This window comes from Microbulbifer agarilyticus (assembly GCF_001999945.1).
In the GTDB taxonomy this organism is placed as follows: Bacteria; Pseudomonadota; Gammaproteobacteria; order Pseudomonadales; family Cellvibrionaceae; genus Microbulbifer; species Microbulbifer agarilyticus_A.
Genome location: NZ_CP019650.1, coordinates 122,066 through 142,572, shown reverse-complemented (window position 1 = coordinate 142,572; position 20,507 = coordinate 122,066). Strand labels below are relative to the sequence as shown.

Genomic DNA, 20,507 nt, shown 5'->3' with positions numbered 1-20,507 from the left:
AGGGCGAATTACCGAGAAGAGTTACCAAGATGAATTGCCAAGGAGAGATACCGAGGTGCGCTGTCGGATAGCGCCCCTGCAGCCAAAACTCTGACTCTACCTAATGTGCGTAGTCGGGATAATGCCCATAATATTGGTCTGAATAGGCCCCGCGGCGTTTCATAACTACGCTATTTAAGATCACCCCTTCTGGTTTAACCCCAAGGTTAAGTAGACGCGAGATACCGGCACGGATAACACCGATCCTCGTGTCTTCGGCCCGCACCACATAAAGCACAGAACAGACTATTTTCGAGATAACCAATACATCACTTACGGCCTGTACCGGTGGAGTATCAATAATAATACGGTCATATTTTCCACGGAGCTCCTTAATCAGTTTTTGGAACTGAGAGGAGCCAAGCAGTCGCTGCGGATCTTCCGGTCGAATTCCCGCAGGAATGATATCGATACCGCTTCTTTCGTCTTTCACCACGCATTCATTGACGGTAAAGCGACCCGATAAAATATCCGCGAGACCCGGACGGCTCGGCGCGACAGAAAACCTTCGACCTACGGAGGGCCGCCGCATATCAGCATCAATGAGCAGCACCTTTTCCAATTGACCAAGAGAGAAGGAGAGATTGGTCGAGATTGTCGTTTTGCCTTCTGATGGTGCAGATGAGGTAACGCAAATTACATCAGCTTTATCATCCATTCGCGACAAAACAACACCCGTACGTAAAGACCGAATAGCTTCAGAAAACTGAGGCTGGCTGGAGTCAAAGTACGTGTATAAATCGAGCCGCTCATCCTTCTTTAAGGAAAGCTCCGGTACCATCCCCAAAAGAGGCAGACCAATTTTCCGGCCCACATCCTGCGGATCGCGAATACCGCTTTTTAATAAGTCCAATAAAATTACTATGCCTGCGCCAAGGCCCGCACTGGCAAAAAGCGCAAATAGAATAAGCAGCTGCTTTTTCGATGCGAGTGGTCGACGCGGAATTACCGCAGGGTCCGCCACGCGAGCGGCTGCAGTTTCATAGTCAGAAACCTCTCGGGTCTCTTTAAATCGTGTTAGGAATGTATTGTAAAGCTGCCGGTTAACCTCTACTTCGCGCTTCAGTTCGTCGTAACGGATTTCCTTTTGCGCAACATTTTGCAAGCTCGATTTGGCACCTGAGAGTTCGGCCTCCAGTGCGTATACTTTTTGCGAGGCCTGCTCATAATCCACTTCGATACTTGCAACCAGCTTGCGAATTTCAGTTCTTACCTGTGCACGCGCACTCTCCAGCTCATCTTGGGCTGCAAGCATGGTCGGATGTTTCGGGCCGTAACGACGCGCCAACTCTGTGACCCCTAGCTGAGCATTTGTCACTGACTGACTGGCTGCCTGAATTAGCGGGTGATTCAGTACCTCAGGCTGGCTCAAAAAGGTCTCTTCTGGCACGTCCTTCTGCCGCACCTGGTTATACAACAACCTGACGTCTTTCAACTCACGCTTGGCTTCAAGCAATTGCTGCATCGTCTCGTTCAATTCTTGCGAGGCTAATCCTCTTACCCCTTGCAGATCGACGAGATCCGCTTGCTGCTGGAATTGATTCAATGCATGCTCGGATTGTTCCAATCTGTCACGGAGACTTTCAAGGCGCTCACTCAACCAGCTCGTCGCTTTTTCAGTGACGTCGCTGCGAACCGTCTGTTGCTCTGCAATATAGGCTCGTGCCACTGCATTGGGAATTGCGGCCGCGAGCGATGGCGAGTAGCTCTCATAGGAAAGCTTAATTAACTTGGTATTACGAACCGGCGAAACTTTAATATTTTTCGCAATAATGTTGATGATTCGCTCACGCTGGATGCGTGCTTTTTCCGCTGGATCAGCGTTCTGGATAGAGGTTTCAATCCCGATCAGAGACTTAATGTTAGATTTTAAAGAGGGCTTTGGTGCTTGATTAAAAATTTCGTGATTGACTAGGTCTAAGTCATCCACCACTCGCTCAGCGATACCACGAGAACGTAACATCTCCACTTGCGTCATCAGAAATTCTCGACGCTGCGCACCAGCCTCATAAACATCCCGAATGGACACAAGATTAGCCTGATTGCCACCGAGCAACAGCGTAGCCGTTGCCTGATAGCGATCACGAATATTCTGAACCGAAAAGTAAGCAACTACGGTCATTAGGATAGCAAAGGCTATGATGAACCATTTTCGCTCATATACAGCAAAAAACAGAGCGACCAGGTCAATATTACCAACCTGTGAGGACTCTCCTTCTTCCGAGTTGTTCGTATACTTCTCCATATAGCTATCTAAAAGAATCCCTGTTCGATAGTGATGACATCACCCGGCTGAAGTTTTGTCGACATGTCTGCCCGGACTTTCTGATTTTCAGACATACCCTCGCGGGTAAGAAAAATTCTTTTCTCAGACCCTCTTTCCGTCATACCCTGGGCAAGCGCAGCCGCCTTGCCGACGGTTAGACCGGGCTGATAACTGTAACCACCGGGCGCCTGGACTTCGCCATAGATAAATACCTGCCGATACTCGGTAACCGAGACAGTCACACTCGGGTTGATCAAGTAGTCCCCTTTCAGGCCTTGCAGAATCACGTTCTCAAGCTCCGCAGGGGTAAGCCCGCTTACTTTTAACTCACCTAAAAACGGATAATTGACAACACCCGACTCCCCCAGCATCACATCAACACTCAGGTCGCTCTCACCGTAGACACGGATTGAAATGCTGTCTCCTGCATCAATGCGATATTCGGGTGTAGCAGCTGACACCAGAGAGGCCTGGAGTATAAGGCCAAGGAAAATAGCGATCGTTGCTTGTAACGATCTGAATAGATACTTAAAAGTGGTGCGATGCTTCATGGGTCCGCCCTTCAAAGTGGAGCCTCAATACCAACAAAATACCGGGTATTTTGCAGGCTCGCAGGAACCTGCTCCGTCTCATTTTTCAGATCAATCAGCCCCATTTGTACCTGAAGCCACTCCAACGGCTGATAACGCAGAGAAAACCGTGATCGGGAAACCACATCCATACGCTCTATTCCTACAAACTCACCTTCAGACTTACTGAAGGACATATCGCTGCTAAAACTTCCCGACCACTGATGTGACCAAGAGAACACACGGCTGTCTACATCGACGAAATCGGCGACACCAGCTGCTTCCTGAGCGTTTTGACCAACAGTTATCGACAGAGTGCTGTAAGTGCGTGGGCGCCACGACGCCGTAATGTCCCAGCGCGGTCCGGTAAAATCCGGACGCTCGGCCGCGGCAAAAGAGCGCTGCAACTCACCCATGCGAACTTGGATGCTGGTTTTCGGCAGTCCATAGGTAATGCTACCCATGATGGATCGCTCTTTACTGTCTCTCGAAACGATGTCATCGACCTCGACATAGTCGAGCTCGCGATCGATGACTTGCACACCAACAGACCACTGCTCTGTTAACGCATAGTCGCTATCCAACAAGTTATAGGTATCCGTAAAGTCGCGCGATGAATCTTCAAATTCGCTCTCCTGGAAACCATGTGTAACCTGCGTCTGCAATAATCCGTTCTGCCGACCGAGCTGTAAGGCAATATCTGCACTGGGCCGCCTTACTCTCTCTGCTTCAACCAAAATCGGCGCGAGACCGGCATCCGGCGCACGACCCAAAGACTGCGCTACGTCGACATAACCAGCAGATACGCTCACGCCCAGAAAAGATGCCGCACGCCATTGCCAGCCCAGATCAGCGATGTAGTCTGTATATTCCTGCCGTGTATCACTCTGATATACACCGTGCGTACTCACCACATCCAGTTCGAGGCTGGTGATATCAGTCTCGCGAGTCCATCGTACCTTGGGTGAAACTCTTGTTATCCAGTCATCTTGCGGGTTATCTACCGTGAGGAATACATTGTCATCATATTCACGCTCCAGGAGCAGGCTACTGGTCATCTCAATGCCCGCTGGCAGAGCCACCGTGATGCCATGCGCATCATGCGTCAAAATAGGTGCGCAGAAACCGAGCAAACATACCGCCACACCAGAGATCTTCCGCCGCGATAAATTTTTCTCGATTTGGGCGAAGCGTAACGATTGCATTGTATTCCGAGCCCTTCCTTGGAAGTGAAATGTCGCGATCGACAAGTCACTTAATAGGCGTTCTTATGATAAAAACCGCGATATACGGTCAGAAAAACGATCCGCAAATCGAGAATGATTGACCAGCGACGAATATATTCCAGATCGTACTCTACGCGACGGCTCATCTTATCCAGCGTATCTGTCTCTCCGCGGAATCCTTTAATTTGGGCGAGACCTGTAATACCCGGCTTTACCTTGTGCCGCAGCATGTAACCATTCACAAGGTTGCGATACTCTTCATTGTGTGCGACGGCATGCGGTCTGGGGCCAACAATGGACATAGTGCCACGCAATACGTTGAAGAACTGCGGTAATTCGTCGAGTGATGTGCGCCGCAAGATTCGCCCAACCGCCGTAATTCTCTGATCCCCGCTTTTGGCCTGCATGACTTTTTCACCATCGTCCATGGTTGTCATGCTACGGAACTTCCAAACATAGATGGTACGTCCATCAAGACCATATCGTCTCTGTTTGAATATTACTGGCCCGGGTGACGAGCACTTTACTGCGAGGGCAATCAAGAGCATTAATGGCGAGATCGCGACAAGGATCATGGTGGCGAGTACTAGATCTTCAAGTCTCTTAAGCCACCCGTCAAAACCCTGGATCGGTGTGTCAAATACACTTAGCAGGCTGCTCCCGCCCACCTGATGCCAGCGCGCATGCAGCATTTTCGCCACAAAGAAATTTGGCAGAATATGTACGGTCGCGGTGGTATCTGAAAATTTGTCCAAGATCTCACTGATGAGATCTTCTGCGCGCATCGGCAATGCAATAAATACAACATCCAATTCGCCAGCACGGCCTTTTGCAACGGCGTCATCGACGCTACCCAGTACATTAAACTCTGAGTCCATTACACGTCGCGACGCTAGATCGTGCGCTTCAGTTACCTGATAGAACCCACTCACGCGGATGCCGTGCTGAGGATTTGCCGAGAGGTCTTTGGCGAGCTTATAGCCCGAATCAGTACAGCCAATGATGACAGCGTTGCGGGTATTTCTGCCGCGAACGCGAATAAAGAAGAGCAATTGACGGAGGCAAAAACGCCAGAAGGCAAGGCCGAACAATGTAAACACCAACCACGCAGCGACCGCCGGACGCAGAAAATCAGCCGCGAATGCGTTGAAGGAATACGCGAGGATAATAAGGAATATACAGACTGCTACCCACGCAACAGTCACCGTACCCAGAATACGTACGTACGTTTCGCCACGCCAAGACCGATACAATTCCACCGATTCAGCAATAAACGCGAAGCTAACCGATGCCAGAAGCCCGGCGATCAACCAGTCTTTGTCCGGCGTAACATTAAAGTATGCCAGGCACGCATAAAGCACACCCTGAATCAGCAATACATCGAAAAGTCGATAGAGCGCTATGATTCCACTCTGCCGACTGCGGACCCATCCTTGTTCCACGAGAACCCCCTGAGGTGAGATCAATCGATCTCCACGTTCCTTGTAATACCTGCTTATTTTCAGCAACCATGCCGAAAGCAGCAGTACGGTTGGTTGGAAGCTACCGAGAGCTTGTTACATCTCCAATCACACCAACCTCAAATCCTTCCCTGCACAATCCGGGCCGAAATCTCGCAATCGAAGAACGAATGGTTTTTCGTCTTGCCTCGCCATACCGCCGGATACTGCGGGGCGCGATTATCATAAAAAAGTGTGATGCAACTCAACTATTCTTGTCGTAATAATCAACGTGAAGCAAAAAAAGGCGCAAGTTGGCACAAAACACAGCAAATGAAACAGAAGTGAAATATTCAGAGGATATACGCGCCATACATGCCGGCACTGCCCTAAAATGATTTTCAAAACGTGCATTACGCACAATTTCGAAACATAAATTTGGGAGCGTGTAATTTTGTGTACCAGTTCTCGGAACTTTATTTGTTGACATTATTTTTCGCGCTGCCATATTAGGCGGCGCTAGTCGCAGGGTTTGCGACAGGGAAGCTATTTTCTCATTTTGGGGGGACACGGAATGTCTAGAGTCAACAGAGTTGACCATATCGCCTATGCAGTAGCATCAGGCATGATCGAAAAATGGGCCTGGTATCATATCGAGATCGAAGGCGGCAAGCTTACCAAACGGGTTGACGATGTTCGCCCCGATGATCCCGACAGCAGCATGAAGCTCTGGTGTATCGATTTCGAAAGCTTTGGTGTTGTACTGGTCGAAGGAATCGACCGTAAGAAAAAAAGCCAGGTATCTGCATTCGCAGAATGCCACGGTGACCACAGTGTCCAGCATATCGCTTTTGACACGACCAACCTCGAAGATTTCGTCACGCACGCCATTTCCAAAGGTGTAAACCTGCGTGGACAACAGCTAGTCAGTAACGACGGTTTTGGTGATCTGAAGCAACTGTTCGGAAAGGGCTATTCAGAGCAAAACGCGGCACTCATGTCTTTCCCGGAATATGTCGAGCGCCCAAAACAAGGGGCCAGCATGAGTACCAGTGTTCCCCAGAATACCGGCAAGAATTTCTATCAGCGTATAGAAGATGCACGCAATTCCGGGGACACCTCCACCCTAATAGACTTTTCTCTGATGCCAGAAAATTGGGCACCTGGTAAGAGCCTCCCTCCACAACGTGCGTCTACGGCCAGCACCACGCACACAAGTGAGGAAACCGCTGAGCCAGCCTAACAGCTGGCCCACTGCCTTATTGTGTAGCTAAATATTAGCTACGGACTACTGCTAATCAATTTCCGGATACAGTAAGTATCTGTGTTCCTTAATGTCACGCGGTGACTAGACCATTATGGAGATGATTGGCACCTGCCAGGGATGAAATCCGTGTGGAAAAGCGTGAAGCCGAACTGACGGCAAAAAACGCGAGCAATAGCCTCGACACCCAGAGTTCTGCAACAAACTCCGAGCAAGTGTCCTTGATCGACGGCGGCATGACCGTGCCGCATCGCATACTCGAGAACTCGCGGCTATCTCCAAATAAAACTGCAATTATCTTCGATGGCCAAGAACATAGTTATCGCGAACTGGTTCTGGCCGCGGCGCGAATCGGAGAAGTACTTAAAGCACGCGGTGTTACCCCTGGTGACCGAATCGCTGTACTTATGCAGCCGGGTTATACCTTGGTATGTGGTTTGCTCGCGATTCATTTCAGCGGCTGTACCTACGTCCCGATCGACCCGACGTTCCCGAAGACCAGAATTGACATGATCTTCGAGGATGTCGCCCCTTCCGTCATCATCTTCGATCCTAACCATTACTCAGCACCAGGTTCTACATTTGGGTCGACCTTTTCCAATCGCCTTTTAGATATTACCCAACTTGAAGAACATGATGGACTCGACCCCGAATTTTCCCGGCCTACAGAAATTTCGTTAGATGACGAATCCCATATATTTTTCACCTCAGGAACAACCGGCCGCCCCAAAGGCGCGGTTTCAACGCATCAAAATTTAGCGCACGGAATGTTCTCATCCATCCGATGCTTCGGGCTCAAACCGGAGATGAGCATACTATCGGTCGCAGGTGCTTCGTTCAGTATTAGTACCTTCGAGCTGCTGGCAATGCTGGCCTGCGGTGGCCACACGGTAATAGCGCGGCGCCATGACATTCTCGACATTAGTCGCCTCTTCCAGTTGGCACGCACGGTAGAGGTTTGGCATTTTGTACCAACCCTGCTTGCAAGAATTATTGATCACGTCGAGCGCGCCCCGGATAGGGCGGGCCTGCTGTCGAATTTGAAATGCATCCTCACCGGCGGTGACAACGTGCCACCAGATCTCCTCGCAAGGATTCGCAACCTCTTGCCAGAAGTAAATCTGTACGTGAACTACGGCGCCAGTGAAACAAATTGCATGGTTACATACTGGCCCGTGGAGCAGCCGAAGCCAAACAAAACGAAAATCGGTTTTCCCCAGCAAAATGTTCAGCTGCAAGTCCTGGATAGCAATCGTCGTCCGGTTCCAATAGGGGAGGCTGGAGAGTTATTTGTAGCAAGTCCGGGGGTTATCACGGGCTACCTGCACAGGGAAGACCTGAACTTCGAAAAATTCTATCGCCATGAGGGTATACGATATTTTGCTTCCGGGGATATCGTGCGTGCACACGAAGATGGCACTTTTGAGATGCTAGGACGTGAAGACTTCCAGATCCAGCTCAATGGCAACCGCATTGAGTTATTGGAAGTCGAAGCCGCTGTAAAGCGGGCAAAGGGTATAAAAAATTGTGTTGTTGCCGCGAAGCAATTGCAAAGTGAGGGAAGCTCAAAAACCCTAGTCGCTTATGTAATCCTGGAACAGGATCAGTCGCCAGGCGTCAGTGAAATCAAATCATTTCTTTCCTCACAACTACCGGCCTATATGGTCCCGTCAATGTACCTGGCGGTTGAGCAAATACCGACGAATCACAACGGCAAAATTGACCGGATTAACCTGCCCGATCCAGCAATTTGCACGATCTTGCAGTCAAGACAACGAGAACCGCTTGCGGGTGAAATTGAACACCGAATCGCGGCAATCTGGCACGATCTTCTAAAGGTTGACAGCATCCATGCACACACGGATTTCTTCGAAACTGGCGGCGATTCAATCGCGGCAGTCCGTGCGGTCGCGAGGCTGGCAGATACGTACCGCTGCCAGTTGACAATCTCCGATATCGTAGAGAACACCACCGTCAGAAAAATGGGAAACCGAATTTCCCAGCAACAATCCAATACTGACCGTAAAGCGGCCACTACCCCCCTACTGCCAGATGGTTGTATACCGCTAAGACATGGGGATCCAAGTTTATCGCCGCTATTGCTAATCAATGGCGTTGTTGAATACCTCCATTTAGCCAAGTCAATAGGTTCCAATCGCCCAATATATGCACTGTTTTTGCCGGAAGAGGTTGATTTAATACTCAAGGGAGCCACTTCCGATGCAGTCGAAAGCACTAGTTCGATTGATGGTGTATCCCGACTATATCTATCTCTGATAAAGAAAGTACAACCAAATGGACCTTACCTGCTGGTTGGAAAATCCTTCGGCGGTATTATCGCAATTGAAGTGAGTCGTGCCCTCGTCAAAAGCGGCGAAACTGTAGATCTCATCGGCCTATTGGATACGATTGTTCCCGACACATTCACGGCGCATAAAAAACTGTCATTCAGGCTTGGTGAACACTTGCGACGTACAGCGGATGAAGGACCTGCGTATCTACTCGGAAAGATCAAACAAAGACTAGTAACCAGGAAGAGCTCTTCAGGGGAAGATGGTGCGTCTAGTAAGGATAGTGAGACAGATAATATCCGTATAAGGCACAAGACTAGAAAAACCGCCATTCTATCAACGCGATTAGATAGTATCGAAATGCCACTCACCCTCATCAAGGCGAGCGATCGCAAATTTCTTTACGGTGAACGTCCACAAAAAGATCTTGGGTGGGGAAAATATGCGAGGAAACTGGTAATACATGAAGTCCCCGGCGAACACCACTCAATGCTCAATGAGGAGAACGCGCCGAACGTCGCCAGAATCATCGAAAAAATAATATAACGAGAATATCGACGTTCTTGCATAAGGCTAGGCACACGTGCTATTCAACTCAATCGAATTCATACTGGTATTCCTACCCTTCGTAATCGCTGGGTACTATATCCTTCGGAATGTCACTATGTTCCGAGCTGCCTTGCTATGGTTATCAATTTCCTCCCTATTTTTTTACGCTTGGTGGAACCCAAAATATCTACCGCTGCTTGCTGGATCCATCCTATTCAATTTTTTTCTAGGAAAATTACTTGCAAAACACCACCTAAGATATATTTTTCTAGTTCTAGGAATCAGCACTAATCTATGTATTATTGCGCTATATAAATATCTTGGCTTCTTCGCTTCAATAGCTTCAAGCATCACTGGGGCCACTCTAGACTTACCAGCGATCATACTTCCTCTCGCGATATCGTTCTTTACCTTCCAGCAAATCGCTTATCTGGTTGACACCTTTCGTACGGGAAGCGCCGAAAAACGGTTCGACCGTTATCTACTTTTTGTCACGTTCTTTCCCCAGTTAATTGCGGGGCCGATCGTGAAACACAGTGACGTCGCATCTCAATTCGAACTTCTTGAATCCCGTCGAATACCACTAAACCAGATAAGTGCAGGTTTACTACTATTCAGTATCGGCCTTGCCAAGAAAGTGCTAATTGCAGATCAACTCGCACCCTACGCTACACCAGTGTTCGCCTCAGCGGACCAGGGTTCGGAAATCACACTACTGGAATCATGGGGCGGATTACTCGCATATACGTTTCAACTTTATTTTGATTTTAGTGGTTATGCCGATATGGCGCTTGGGATTGCAAAAATGTTTGGCATTAACTTGCCAAAGAATTTTAACTCGCCATATCAGGCGACGAGTATTATTGAGTTTTGGCGCCGCTGGCATATAACGCTTTCGAATTTTTTACGTGACTACCTATATATTCCATTAGGAGGCAACCGCAAGGGATCCCGCAGCGCAAACCTGGTTACTACGATGCTACTCGGTGGTTTATGGCATGGAGCTGGCTGGAATTTTATTATTTGGGGCGGCCTGCATGGCTTATTCTTGATGATTAACCACCAATGGATCCTTATCCGCAACGCCATTTCCAGTCGAGGTTACGCAGAGGGATACCAGTTACATACGACGGCAGGTGTCGCAGTTTCATCCGACTCCATCAATGCAGGTAATGATACAGAGCGGAGTGCCACAAGACGCCCATCTCGGATATGGATAAAGTTTAGCTGCCTTCCCGGCATGGTAATTACATTCTTGGCTGTATGCTCGGCGTGGGCATTTTTTCGTGCAGAAACTTTGCAGGGCGCCCTCTCAATCCTGCAAGGATTTTACGGATTTAATGGAATTCTTCTGCCAGAAAAAATTACGCATATAGCGCCAGTACTATTCAGTGATTTTACAGAATCGAATCGCGGTGATGCATTGGGAGTATTTCCGCACTTGAAGGGATTCTTGCTTATTGCCATTGCAATGGCAATTGCCTTTCTTACACCGAATTCAAATCAGATTTGCAGCCGATGTTTTCCCACAGAAGAATCTGGCACAGTAATTGAGCGACGCAGCATATTGGCATATGCATGGATGATATGTGCGGGCATTGCGATCACCCTCTGCTTAAAGACGCTGGCGTTCACGCAGAGTAGCGAATTTTTATACTTTAATTTTTGACAAATGCGATATCTATTCACATTTTTTGCTGGCGTACTTCTTTGTGCCGCGGCACAGATCTTAATGATCCATGTCCAGGAAGGGGTGCCTACATCCAGTTCCAAGTGGGCAGCTGATCTGTACCAACTCAAGGAACGTCACGCAAAGAAATATAGTACAGAAAAGCTACTCATCCTTTCTGGATCTAATAGCCTTTTCGGAATCTATACACCAGCACTAGAAAATGCCTATGGTGTACCCACAACGAATTTTGGTGTACATGCAGGGCTTGGCTTACGTTACATACTCGACCGAAGCAAGCGAGCCCTAAATAGCGGCGACATCGTTTATCTGCCACTTGAGTATGCGCTGTATCAAGATTCAGAAATTCCGTCGCCACAACTTATGGATTTTTTAATCGCACGGGATCCGCATTATTTTCGCACGCTACCTATACGAGAAAGGATTCTAGGATATACAAGCCTTCCCATATCAAGAATTGTTGAAGGTCTGCAAGGAGGTAGCGATCGCTATCAAGGCCAATCAGCGAAACTATATAATGTGGCAAATGTGGACGAATCTGGAAATCAGCTTCAGCAGTCCGTCAGCCCGCAAATGTCCAACCGTGGGCAGTTAGCCACTCTCAAGGCCAAAGATATTTCTGACGGCAATCTTACCAGTCATTCGCAACGAGTCCTGTCCGAATACTTCGCCTGGGCACGCAAACATAATATTTGTGTTATTGGCGGACCTCCTAACCTGCTAGATGATCCCGAATATCATTCAGCGCGTTTCGATCAGTTTTTTAAAGTTGTTCTCGATTTTTATGCGAGTAACGATGTGCCTTTTGCCGGCCACCCGAGCAACTATTTACTACCGATAGACCTTTTTTTCGACACTGAATACCACCTAAATGCTAAGGGCATTAAATTACGTACTGAATTGACAATATCTCACCTAGGAGAAGATCCTCGTTCGCTATGCGGCAGGTACGACGCATAATCTCTGAAATTTTCAGTCGCCTTTTCTCATTAAATCCTGTTATGACCCTACGGCGCCAGCCTTTGCTGTTTTCCAAGTAATAGGGCGAGCTTGCCAATACAACGGTTAAGTGACCCGATACCTAGATCCACATCAGGGTCTACACGGACCGGGCGGGCCGTCAAGAATCTGAATACTATCTGCACGCTTGCCGACAGAGCATGAAGAATACGCACTGAAGTTTTCTTTCCGAGCGGTATATCTCCGAGTACAACGTCAGGTATCACTTTAAATGTCTCACTAATTGACTCTGGGTAGGTGTCATCGTAAGGGCGATACCGAAGTCCTCGCTTCGCGCACTCAAGGATATGCTGTTCATTTGCAGCGCCGAAGTTTTCACCCAATGGATAAACCATCAACTCTCGCTCGGGCAACCTAGAATTTGGGTATCCTAGTTCTGACAGTGCTTCGCTACAGATCAGGGAGGCCGCTATTGCCACATCTGGATCCATCTTAGACTTCCAGCCGTAGATGTTGTCAGCCGAAATTTTTTTGTCAATATCGCTTTTCCAGGTCTCTGAAGCCACCCTGACGAGCTCAGCTCCTTTTCGCTCAAGCATTTGTGGTTCAAATTCTTCGCCGATAAACTGGCAGATCTCTGAGACCTTTTTCTCCGGATCAGTGACAAGATCTTCGTAGCGAACGGTTATGCTGTTTGCATCTTGCGCAAAGAACTTCGAACTTTTCATATACACGCCCATCCACCGGTAAAACTCAGCGATATAGGACGTGGATAGCCCAATATTTTTAATTACCGATGGTATTGAATCACGCGGATCACGAATAATACGGATAATCTTCGCATCCGGGAAAAGAGCTCTAATGGTGTCGACGTAGAATAAGTGGCGAGGTGTCTTCTCAGCCCAGCGTTGTTTACTTTGCAACTCCGCAAAAGCTTCAGGTATTGCTGCGTAAACTGCCTTTACAAAATCCGTCCGCGTATCGAGTTGCTTACGCAAATGTTTATTGCTGAGGCCAAAATGACTCGCAAGGCTTCGACCATCTGGATATCGGATTTCGTCAAGCTGCTCTATTGTCTTCGCAATCCTGTTGTTACTTTGCGCCAGCGACCTTGCGCGTTTGATCGGCAACGCCCTGAACAGGTCCGTCTCGGGACCACAGGCAATTCGACTATGACTGCCGATAATTGCAGACAGCAAAGAGGTACCAGACCGTGGCGGCCCTACAATAAAAACTGGCGCTGTACTGGCCGTCGCGGTTACTGCTGATTCCAATGTATCGTCCTATCCAATGTAGTTTTTTGTGAATACCACAAACAGGTAGCCTGTAATCGCACCCGGTAATAGGAATGCGGTATAGATAATTTCACGTGTAATGCTCATCAAGCCTGCATGCCATTTCAGGTAAAGCTGAAGTGGCACAACGAACAATGGATATATGCCGAGGAACACGACAGCAGCATAAAAGCCATATTCATACAGGAAGAAAGGTAGGCCAACAGTCAGAATAATCGCCCTCGATAATGCAATGGGTAACATCTTCTTGGGTTTGCCCGTTGCTTGGTAATACAGACCCAAACCACGGTAGCGATCCGGAAACAGGCCTATGGCTAACACTGCAAGAAATGGACCCGCCTGGCTATACCGGTCATCGTATAGCACTTCAATTACTGTGGAGCCACTCACAAATAGGAATCCACAGAATCCGCAAATGATGAGGTCCAACGGTAGCCGAAATCGGTAATATACATTTGAACAGTTTTCGCCTTCACGCACTGCTCTGCTTAGCGCCGGGTACATCACTTTCTGCATTATGCTATTTAGTGCCCCCCTGACTGACCCAACGATAAAAATTGCAATGGAATATATGCCCATTTCCGCTGCAGTAATGTCGAAAGCCAATATTATCCTGTCGCCATTGAGCACCCAGTAACCAAGCAATGACGTGGCGAAAATCCACTTCCCGAAATGAAAGATCTCGCGAGCATGATCCCACTGCCATTTCCAACGATTGTTATGTCCCGGTAGCAAGATATACTCGGCAAGAACTTTGGCAATATTTGCTACGATGGTCCCCGCAACTAACGCCCAAATTGTAGGGGAGTATGTAGCCCAGGTGACCATCGTTATGATCGATAAAAGTTGTGACGCAAGCTCAATGGAAGTGACTCTCGCCAATCGGAGTTCGCGATTCGAAGTGGCGGACTTGGTCGAGCGGAAGCCGCTAACTACAAGGCTAAATGCGAGAATCGCGAGTACTGCGGGCAAATCCGGATCAGCATAGACGCTTTCTGCCGGTAAAGATGAACTCGCCACCCAAAGCGCAATTGCTATTCCGAAGATAATCGCAGCCAGGGAAATTCCGCGAAATATTTGCAGTATCCACGCGGTGTCAAGGAAATCTCTCTGTGTACCGGCCTTACTCTGAATAATACTTTTTTGGATGCCGACATCAGTGACCATCTGTATCCCCGCAATCACGACATTGGCAAGCGCCATGATCCCGAACATCTCGGGGGCGAGTAGTCTCGTCATGATGAGGTTACTAGCCAAACGAAATATTTGACTAAATGCGTAGCCACCAAATACCCAAAATGCCGCGCTGCGAATCACATAGCGGTTAAACCCTTGTCCAGTACTAGCAGGTGCTTCAGCCACTGGGCTACTCATACGTACACCGCAGTGATTTCTTGCGCTTTGCACTCACTAATTCGCACGAGCGTCCGTTCAAATAACGTGGCAGAAGTCATCCAGCTGCTTTCCTTGACTGAGTGGCTGGCCGCGTCGGACATCAAATTCCATTCGCTATCATCCAACGTCAGTGCCTGGACGATTGATTCTGCCTGTGCTGAAATATCGTCAATACCGTTGAGATAGCCATTAATGCCATCGCGAATATAATCAGGTGCGCACCCACTACGGGTCGCAATTACCGGACACCCACAGGCCAAGGCTTCCAATATTGGGAGCCCGAACCCCTCGCTTCGGCTACTGAAAACATAGCCTCGTGAACGCGAGTATATTGCCCGCAACTCTCCTCGATCTGGGGATAGGACAAACTCAACACCGTCGGGGAATTCAATTGAAGGGCTGGGAGCGCTTGCTCCAAACAAAACCAGTCTCGCCTGCGGAACAATCTGTCTTGCCCTGGAAAAGGCCGCGAGCGTGACATCAATGCCTTTAAATTTTGACTCTGAATACATGCCACACACAGTAAACGGTGACATCGTTATATTTTCCGGACGATAAAATTCCTCATGATCCACGGCGTTCGGCACGAGAAATGTATCGTTGTCACCATATTGAGTCGCCATCACATGCGCTAACCACTCAGCGATGACTATTTTTGGAAAATTAGTCTCGTATGTTTTCTTAACCCTTGCCACTGGCATTTCATCATGGACCTCATAATGCTGCACGAAATAGCATTTGGCGCCCTTTTCAACTGGGAAGTGCTGCGTCCACTCCACGGTTTTCCACCAGGTGGCAATTAGCACATCAGCAGATGGGTAGCGATCGGAGTTGGACATCTGGTCAGGTGACAAAGTAATGATATTGACACCGCGTAACCGGGAAAAATGAGAATGTTCAATAGGCCGATTCTTGAAAAAGCGCCTTTTTATAAGCCGCTTTAGGCCATTTGAGAACCCACCGTACTTATATTTTGGGCAGACTATGGTAACTTTGTGGCCTGCATCTGACAGAGCCTGAGCATAGATAGCAACGACGCGGCACCCACCACTGAGTGAGGGTACCGGAAATGCGAAAGTAATATTCATCCGTGATTTCGCCTTGTGGTCCACTGCTAATTTTATCGCCCCTGGTCGGTATGTGTAAATGATGGGAGGACAATGATGTTTTCTTATCGCGGTTTTAAATTTCGCGCGTTCGTCACATTTTTTTGAAGCACTCAGGTAGTACCATTCATATCGCTCCGGCACTGCTTCCATCGCACCGTGAATCCGTTACGAACTGTTCGTCCGTCGGTTTGTAGTTTTCGACAGTTCGCACCAGACCGAAATTTCTCTCTCGAGAATCGAATGCAATATGGATTTATGTATTCGAGCTTTTATCTAAATTAGGGATTATCTTTCATGAAGTACTTTTTTATTCATTGCGTGATTTGTCTATTGCTCGTCGGTTGCGGAGGTGGCAGTGGATCGGACGGCGGCAATGATAATCCCCCCGTGGAGAATCGCGCACCAGTAGCGGAAGCCGGCAGTAACCAAAGCACCATGCCGGGGCAATCAGTGATCTTGAACGGTGCGGATAGCTCGGATCCAGACGGCGATACATTGAGCTACCAATGGAGTGTTGTGCAGGCACCATCAGGAGCAGAAACTAGCTTTTCTGCTTCGACCAGTGTGGAAACCAATTTTTCGGCGGATATCGCCGGTACCTATGAAATCCGCCTGACCGTAAACGATGGCACGGTTTCCGATACGGATTCCGTGAGTATAGTCATAGTGGAAGATAGTTCCGCGCTTGTAGCCAATGCCGGGGCCGGCTATTCCGGGCCCGAGGGTGAAGATATTACACTTGATGGGCGTGCCAGCACCGGACCCTCCGGTGAGTCGCTAACCTATAGCTGGTCGATCACATCAGGCCCAAGTGATTCTACGGCAATACTTTCTGAGCCTAATAGTGCCACCCCCGTACTCAGCTCTGCGTCTGTGGGCAGTTATGAAGTCACACTAGTCGTGACCAGTGAAAACGGAGGAACTGACTCCGATATCGCCCATATTCTGGTCCTCGACTATCTTCCCATTACACAGGTGGTGGAACACTACACCCAGATCCTGCCATCGGATGATACTCGGGTTATCTATGTAAGTAGCCAGGAAGGCGACGATGGAAATGACGGCCTTTCCTCCAGTACACCGGTGCAAAGCATCCAGCATGGGGCCAGCCTATTACGTGACGGCCATCCCGATTGGCTCGCGCTGAAGAGTGGCGATACATGGGAAACTGGTATCGGTGGCTGGATCAAGTCCGGTCGCAGTGCATCTGAGCCTATGGTGATTACCAGCTACGGGATTGGCGATAGCCGCCCCCTATTACGCACACGTGATGAAACCGCATTCCGCTACCAAGGGGGTGGCGGCAGTCCGGAGTATGTGGATTTCCTGGTAATCCACGGCCTGCACTTTTACGCGATTTCTCGCGATCCAAACGCCGGGAGCGACTTTACCGGTGTATCGGATAACCGGGGTATTACCTGGTTTCGCGGAACCAACGGTCTCCTTATTGAAGACAATATGTTTGAGCTTTATAAAGAAGCCATTACTCTCGAGGAAACCGATGGTTTCGATATCAGGAATGTACTGATCAAGAACAATGTATTTATCGACTCATATAATGTGACCGGCAGTCATGCCCAGGGTATTTATCTCGATAAAACAGACAATGTACGCATAGAACGCAACGTATTCGACCACATCGGATGGAACGATTCGGTTGCCGGTGCCGAGAAGACCAAGTTCAACCACGCTATTTATGTTCAAACCACTAATCGTGATATTGAAATCATTGACAATATCATCGCCCGGAGCTCTAGCCATGGTATTCAGCTAAGGCCAGGTGGGCTGATGGAGGGCAATATTCTGGTACAAAATGCGATTGGATTGATGCTTGGGGGAGATCAAGCCCTGGGTGATCCCGGCGTGATCACAGACAACGTTGTTCTGCATGGCAGTGATATCGCTGCAGACGAACCAAGAGGCTGGGGTATCGATCTAACGCCGGGGATTGTCTCGGCGGAAATCACCGACAATATTGTGGCTCATGAAAACTCACTCTCAGAGAACCCTATCGCAATTCGCGAAAGTAATTTATCTACAACCTCTGGTAACGCAGTGTACAACTGGGGTGATCAGTCGCAGCCCGCGAGTGATTTCGTAAACGCCGCGTTGACAATCAGTGATTTTGATACGCATGCCGGTGGGAACGGCACCATGGACTCCTTTTATAATAATATCCGCGCTCACTCGCAGCGCTCCCCTAATCCAAATTATGATGTAGAAGAGATCCGTCAATACTTTAAAGAGGCGTTTTCGCCCGCTCCGTAAACATTCGCATCAGATATAAAAACGGCCATCTGGTATTCCAGACGGCCGTTTTATGCCCAACTCGATGAGCTATTGCTCACTAAATCCATCAATAAAGAACTGTCTTATTTGCGCGACCGAGTAATCAGGATTCCAGGTTAATCTCGATTGCGCGCGGATGTTGTCAATGAACGAATCATAGGTACCGGCACCGCCCATAAGCTGATCGAATTCTTCGATTGTGCGTTCTGGATCTATGTAATTTCCAGGGTCATCCGTACCCTCTTCCCATTTATACACAATGTTGTTGACGTATGTCGCATTTGCCGACTCCCTGATCGCAAAACGATTACTCGCATCACTCATCACATGCGCAACAATATTATTCTTCACCAGCCCATTATTCTGCGGGTTGAAATCAATTCCCCAACCCCGACGGAGATCACCGGGACCGATATCATTACCATTAATCACCACATTATTTATGATCTGACCATCGCTCGGTGCATTGGTGGCGCGACCCAGTAATATGGAAATTGGATTCCTAACCAGGAAATTTCCCTCGATAATCCCGCCCGGCCGTAGCTGCATACCATGGCTTGAGCTGCGTGAAATAATGTTATTTTTTATATCGATATCCGTGTTGTCACTCTGGATGTAGATCGAATGGTTGAATTTAGTAGCAACCGCACCTGGATAAGTCGCGTGCCAGCCGTTGTGATCAAAGATGTTCTCTTCAATAAGAACTCCCTCAGCCTGCGATACGTAGATACCTTGAGAGTGCGCGCTGGTAGCATAAGAATCAACGATTACATTTCTACGAATTATCACGCCGCTGATATCAAGATTATCCAGATCATGAATCTGAATCCCCTCTTTGTAGTGCTCAATATAATTATCTTCGAACAACAGATAGCTGCAGCCTCGATACCAGTTGATACCGCGATTCGTCGATACCTGGGTAAAGCTGGGTGAGTCGGGATCGCGTGTTTCGGAATAAAGATGAAGCCCGCTAAAAATAAGGTTATCGATGATCTGCGGCGAGCCGCCTCCACCGGATGCGCGTAAGCCATCTTTGGTCCCGCTCATCAGCAGCGGTCTTTTTGTGCCTTCCCCGTAGGCAGTCACAACCATCGGCTCAGATTCGGAGCGTCCGCTTTTTAGCCACTTGCCCAGGCCCTCTTGCCATTCGTCACCAATCTTAAGCAATAGCCAGTCGGGGCTTCCGTCTCTCAGCAAATCCTTCCCACGGGTAATGCTATTAACTGCTGTTTCAGGAGTCAGCCCGTCGTTTGCATTATCTCCGGTACTGCTGCTTACATAGATAAGCCGGGAATCAGATGCGGGTAAAATTGTGGTAAAGCCCGCCTTTTCAATGGTGATAGGTATGTGTGAGAAAGGTGAGCTGGCTTGTGCAACGGTTACCATTCGCGTCGTTTCTGCCGTTGCACCGGCGGAATCTACGACACTGTAATTCAGTTCATAGGTACCTGCCTTAGTGGTATCAACCTCTCCAGTGACACCAATTTGCGCACTAAGGTTTCCGTCCTCTGTATCGTTCGCTGTCGCACCCGGATCCGAAAATTCTGTATTCTGCTCTACCTCTAGTGAGGCGGCCCCGTTCAAATTGATCGTAGGCACGTTGTTTTCGGCGACATTTACGAGCCGTTCGATGGATGCGGATTCACCGTCGGAGTCGGTAACCCGATATCCAATGACGTAGTTACCCGGTACATTTGAAGTAATTGGTAAGCCGGAAACGACTATTTGATCGGTCAGATCCCCATCTTCATTATCGTTCGCAGTGGCACCCGTATCATCGTACGCTTCACCGTGGTGCAGCTGGACATTGTTAGCACCAATCAGGCGAATCACGGGCGGGCTGTTGGTGTCTTCATCTCCCGGATCCGGTGGATTCCAGCCACCACACCCTGTACAAATGAGCATTATCAAAACGTACATTGAATACCTGGACATTCGTTACCTCGTCTCTCGCAGTACAAAAAGCAGAAAAAGTATGGGTTAGCCGCTTTTCTTTGCCAGATTCGGACGAGAATATTTGCTTCGATTTACACTTTTTGTGAAACGATTTACTAATCGGTCACACCATTTTCTATTCTATAAGAACAAACTACTAGCTTGCATAACGAGCAAACCGTCAAAATATT

The 20,507-nt window shown here is 48.5% G+C and carries 13 protein-coding genes; 5 read left to right on the top strand and 8 right to left on the bottom strand.

The genetic code is table 11. The features are described 5' to 3' along the window. Positions 1-100 precede the first annotated feature (100 nt). Genes Mag101_RS00570 through Mag101_RS00555 form a run of 4 tightly spaced genes read right to left on the bottom strand, consistent with a single transcriptional unit; the run spans position 101 to position 5,542 of the window. Positions 101-2,284 (bottom strand): GumC family protein, encoded by a 2,184-nt coding sequence (locus tag Mag101_RS00570; RefSeq protein WP_077399322.1) that lies wholly within the window; start codon positions 2,282-2,284, stop codon positions 101-103. An 8-nt stretch (positions 2,285-2,292) separates the two neighbouring features. Beyond that, positions 2,293-2,856, bottom strand: coding sequence for a polysaccharide biosynthesis/export family protein (locus Mag101_RS00565; protein ID WP_077399319.1), 564 nt, complete (start codon positions 2,854-2,856; stop codon positions 2,293-2,295). Between the two features lie 11 nt (positions 2,857-2,867). Then, positions 2,868-4,079 (bottom strand): outer membrane beta-barrel protein, encoded by a 1,212-nt coding sequence (locus tag Mag101_RS00560; protein WP_077399316.1) that lies wholly within the window; start codon positions 4,077-4,079, stop codon positions 2,868-2,870. Between the two features lie 50 nt (positions 4,080-4,129). Then, positions 4,130-5,542 carry an undecaprenyl-phosphate glucose phosphotransferase gene (locus tag Mag101_RS00555; protein ID WP_077399314.1) on the bottom strand — a complete coding sequence of 471 codons (1,413 nt, stop codon included), beginning with the start codon at positions 5,540-5,542 and terminating at the stop codon, positions 4,130-4,132. A gap of 571 nt (positions 5,543-6,113) precedes the next feature. Between Mag101_RS00555 and Mag101_RS00550 the strand changes: the two genes are divergently transcribed. From Mag101_RS00550 to Mag101_RS00535, 4 genes are all read left to right on the top strand, one after another. Beyond that, positions 6,114-6,782, top strand: a complete 669-nt coding sequence (locus tag Mag101_RS00550; RefSeq protein WP_157520062.1) for a hypothetical protein — start codon at positions 6,114-6,116, stop codon at positions 6,780-6,782. A gap of 152 nt (positions 6,783-6,934) precedes the next feature. Next, entirely contained in the window at positions 6,935-9,640 is a 2,706-nt protein-coding gene (locus Mag101_RS00545) for an AMP-binding protein (protein ID WP_157520059.1), read from the top strand. Between the two features lie 118 nt (positions 9,641-9,758). Next, positions 9,759-11,312 carry an MBOAT family O-acyltransferase gene (locus Mag101_RS00540; protein ID WP_157520056.1) on the top strand — a complete coding sequence of 518 codons (1,554 nt, stop codon included), beginning with the start codon at positions 9,759-9,761 and terminating at the stop codon, positions 11,310-11,312. A 63-nt stretch (positions 11,313-11,375) separates the two neighbouring features. Further along, positions 11,376-12,293 carry a hypothetical protein gene (locus tag Mag101_RS00535; protein ID WP_157520053.1) on the top strand — a complete coding sequence of 306 codons (918 nt, stop codon included), beginning with the start codon at positions 11,376-11,378 and terminating at the stop codon, positions 12,291-12,293. Positions 12,294-12,340: 47 nt separating this feature from the next. Here the strand turns inward: Mag101_RS00535 and Mag101_RS00530 are convergent, their stop codons facing one another. Genes Mag101_RS00530 through Mag101_RS00520 form a run of 3 tightly spaced genes read right to left on the bottom strand, consistent with a single transcriptional unit; the run spans position 12,341 to position 16,242 of the window. Next, positions 12,341-13,567 (bottom strand): sulfotransferase family protein, encoded by a 1,227-nt coding sequence (locus Mag101_RS00530; RefSeq protein ID WP_077399301.1) that lies wholly within the window; start codon positions 13,565-13,567, stop codon positions 12,341-12,343. Between the two features lie 9 nt (positions 13,568-13,576). After that, complete coding sequence (locus Mag101_RS00525; protein WP_198040037.1) at positions 13,577-14,950, bottom strand: oligosaccharide flippase family protein; 1,374 nt, start codon at positions 14,948-14,950, stop codon at positions 13,577-13,579. An 8-nt stretch (positions 14,951-14,958) separates the two neighbouring features. Continuing rightward, positions 14,959-16,242 (bottom strand): glycosyltransferase family 4 protein, encoded by a 1,284-nt coding sequence (locus tag Mag101_RS00520; RefSeq protein ID WP_077399296.1) that lies wholly within the window; start codon positions 16,240-16,242, stop codon positions 14,959-14,961. Positions 16,243-16,386: 144 nt separating this feature from the next. On the opposite strand from Mag101_RS00520, the gene Mag101_RS00515 reads away from it, so the two are divergent. Beyond that, a complete protein-coding gene (locus Mag101_RS00515; protein ID WP_077399293.1) occupies positions 16,387-18,360 on the top strand; it encodes a PKD domain-containing protein in 1,974 nt (657 codons plus the stop codon). A 69-nt stretch (positions 18,361-18,429) separates the two neighbouring features. On the opposite strand, the gene Mag101_RS00510 is transcribed toward Mag101_RS00515, so the two are convergent. Further along, a complete protein-coding gene (locus Mag101_RS00510; protein WP_198040036.1) occupies positions 18,430-20,301 on the bottom strand; it encodes an immunoglobulin-like domain-containing protein in 1,872 nt (623 codons plus the stop codon). Between the last annotated feature and the right edge of the window lie 206 nt (positions 20,302-20,507).

What these genes read in the sequence shown, in the direction of transcription:
- Mag101_RS00515 (WP_077399293.1), top strand. Translation starts at nt 16,387, where the DNA reads ATGAAGTACTTTTTTATTCATTGCGTGATTTGTCTATTGCTCGTCGGT.
- Mag101_RS00540 (WP_157520056.1), top strand. Translation starts at nt 9,759, where the DNA reads ATGTTCCGAGCTGCCTTGCTATGGTTATCAATTTCCTCCCTATTTTTT.
- Mag101_RS00570 (WP_077399322.1), bottom strand. Translation starts at nt 2,284, where the DNA reads ATGGAGAAGTATACGAACAACTCGGAAGAAGGAGAGTCCTCACAGGTT.
- Mag101_RS00550 (WP_157520062.1), top strand. Translation starts at nt 6,114, where the DNA reads ATGTCTAGAGTCAACAGAGTTGACCATATCGCCTATGCAGTAGCATCA.
- Mag101_RS00560 (WP_077399316.1), bottom strand. Translation starts at nt 4,079, where the DNA reads ATGCAATCGTTACGCTTCGCCCAAATCGAGAAAAATTTATCGCGGCGG.
- Mag101_RS00510 (WP_198040036.1), bottom strand. Translation starts at nt 20,301, where the DNA reads ATGTACGTTTTGATAATGCTCATTTGTACAGGGTGTGGTGGCTGGAAT.
- Mag101_RS00535 (WP_157520053.1), top strand. Translation starts at nt 11,376, where the DNA reads ATGATCCATGTCCAGGAAGGGGTGCCTACATCCAGTTCCAAGTGGGCA.
- Mag101_RS00565 (WP_077399319.1), bottom strand. Translation starts at nt 2,856, where the DNA reads ATGAAGCATCGCACCACTTTTAAGTATCTATTCAGATCGTTACAAGCA.
- Mag101_RS00520 (WP_077399296.1), bottom strand. Translation starts at nt 16,242, where the DNA reads ATGGAAGCAGTGCCGGAGCGATATGAATGGTACTACCTGAGTGCTTCA.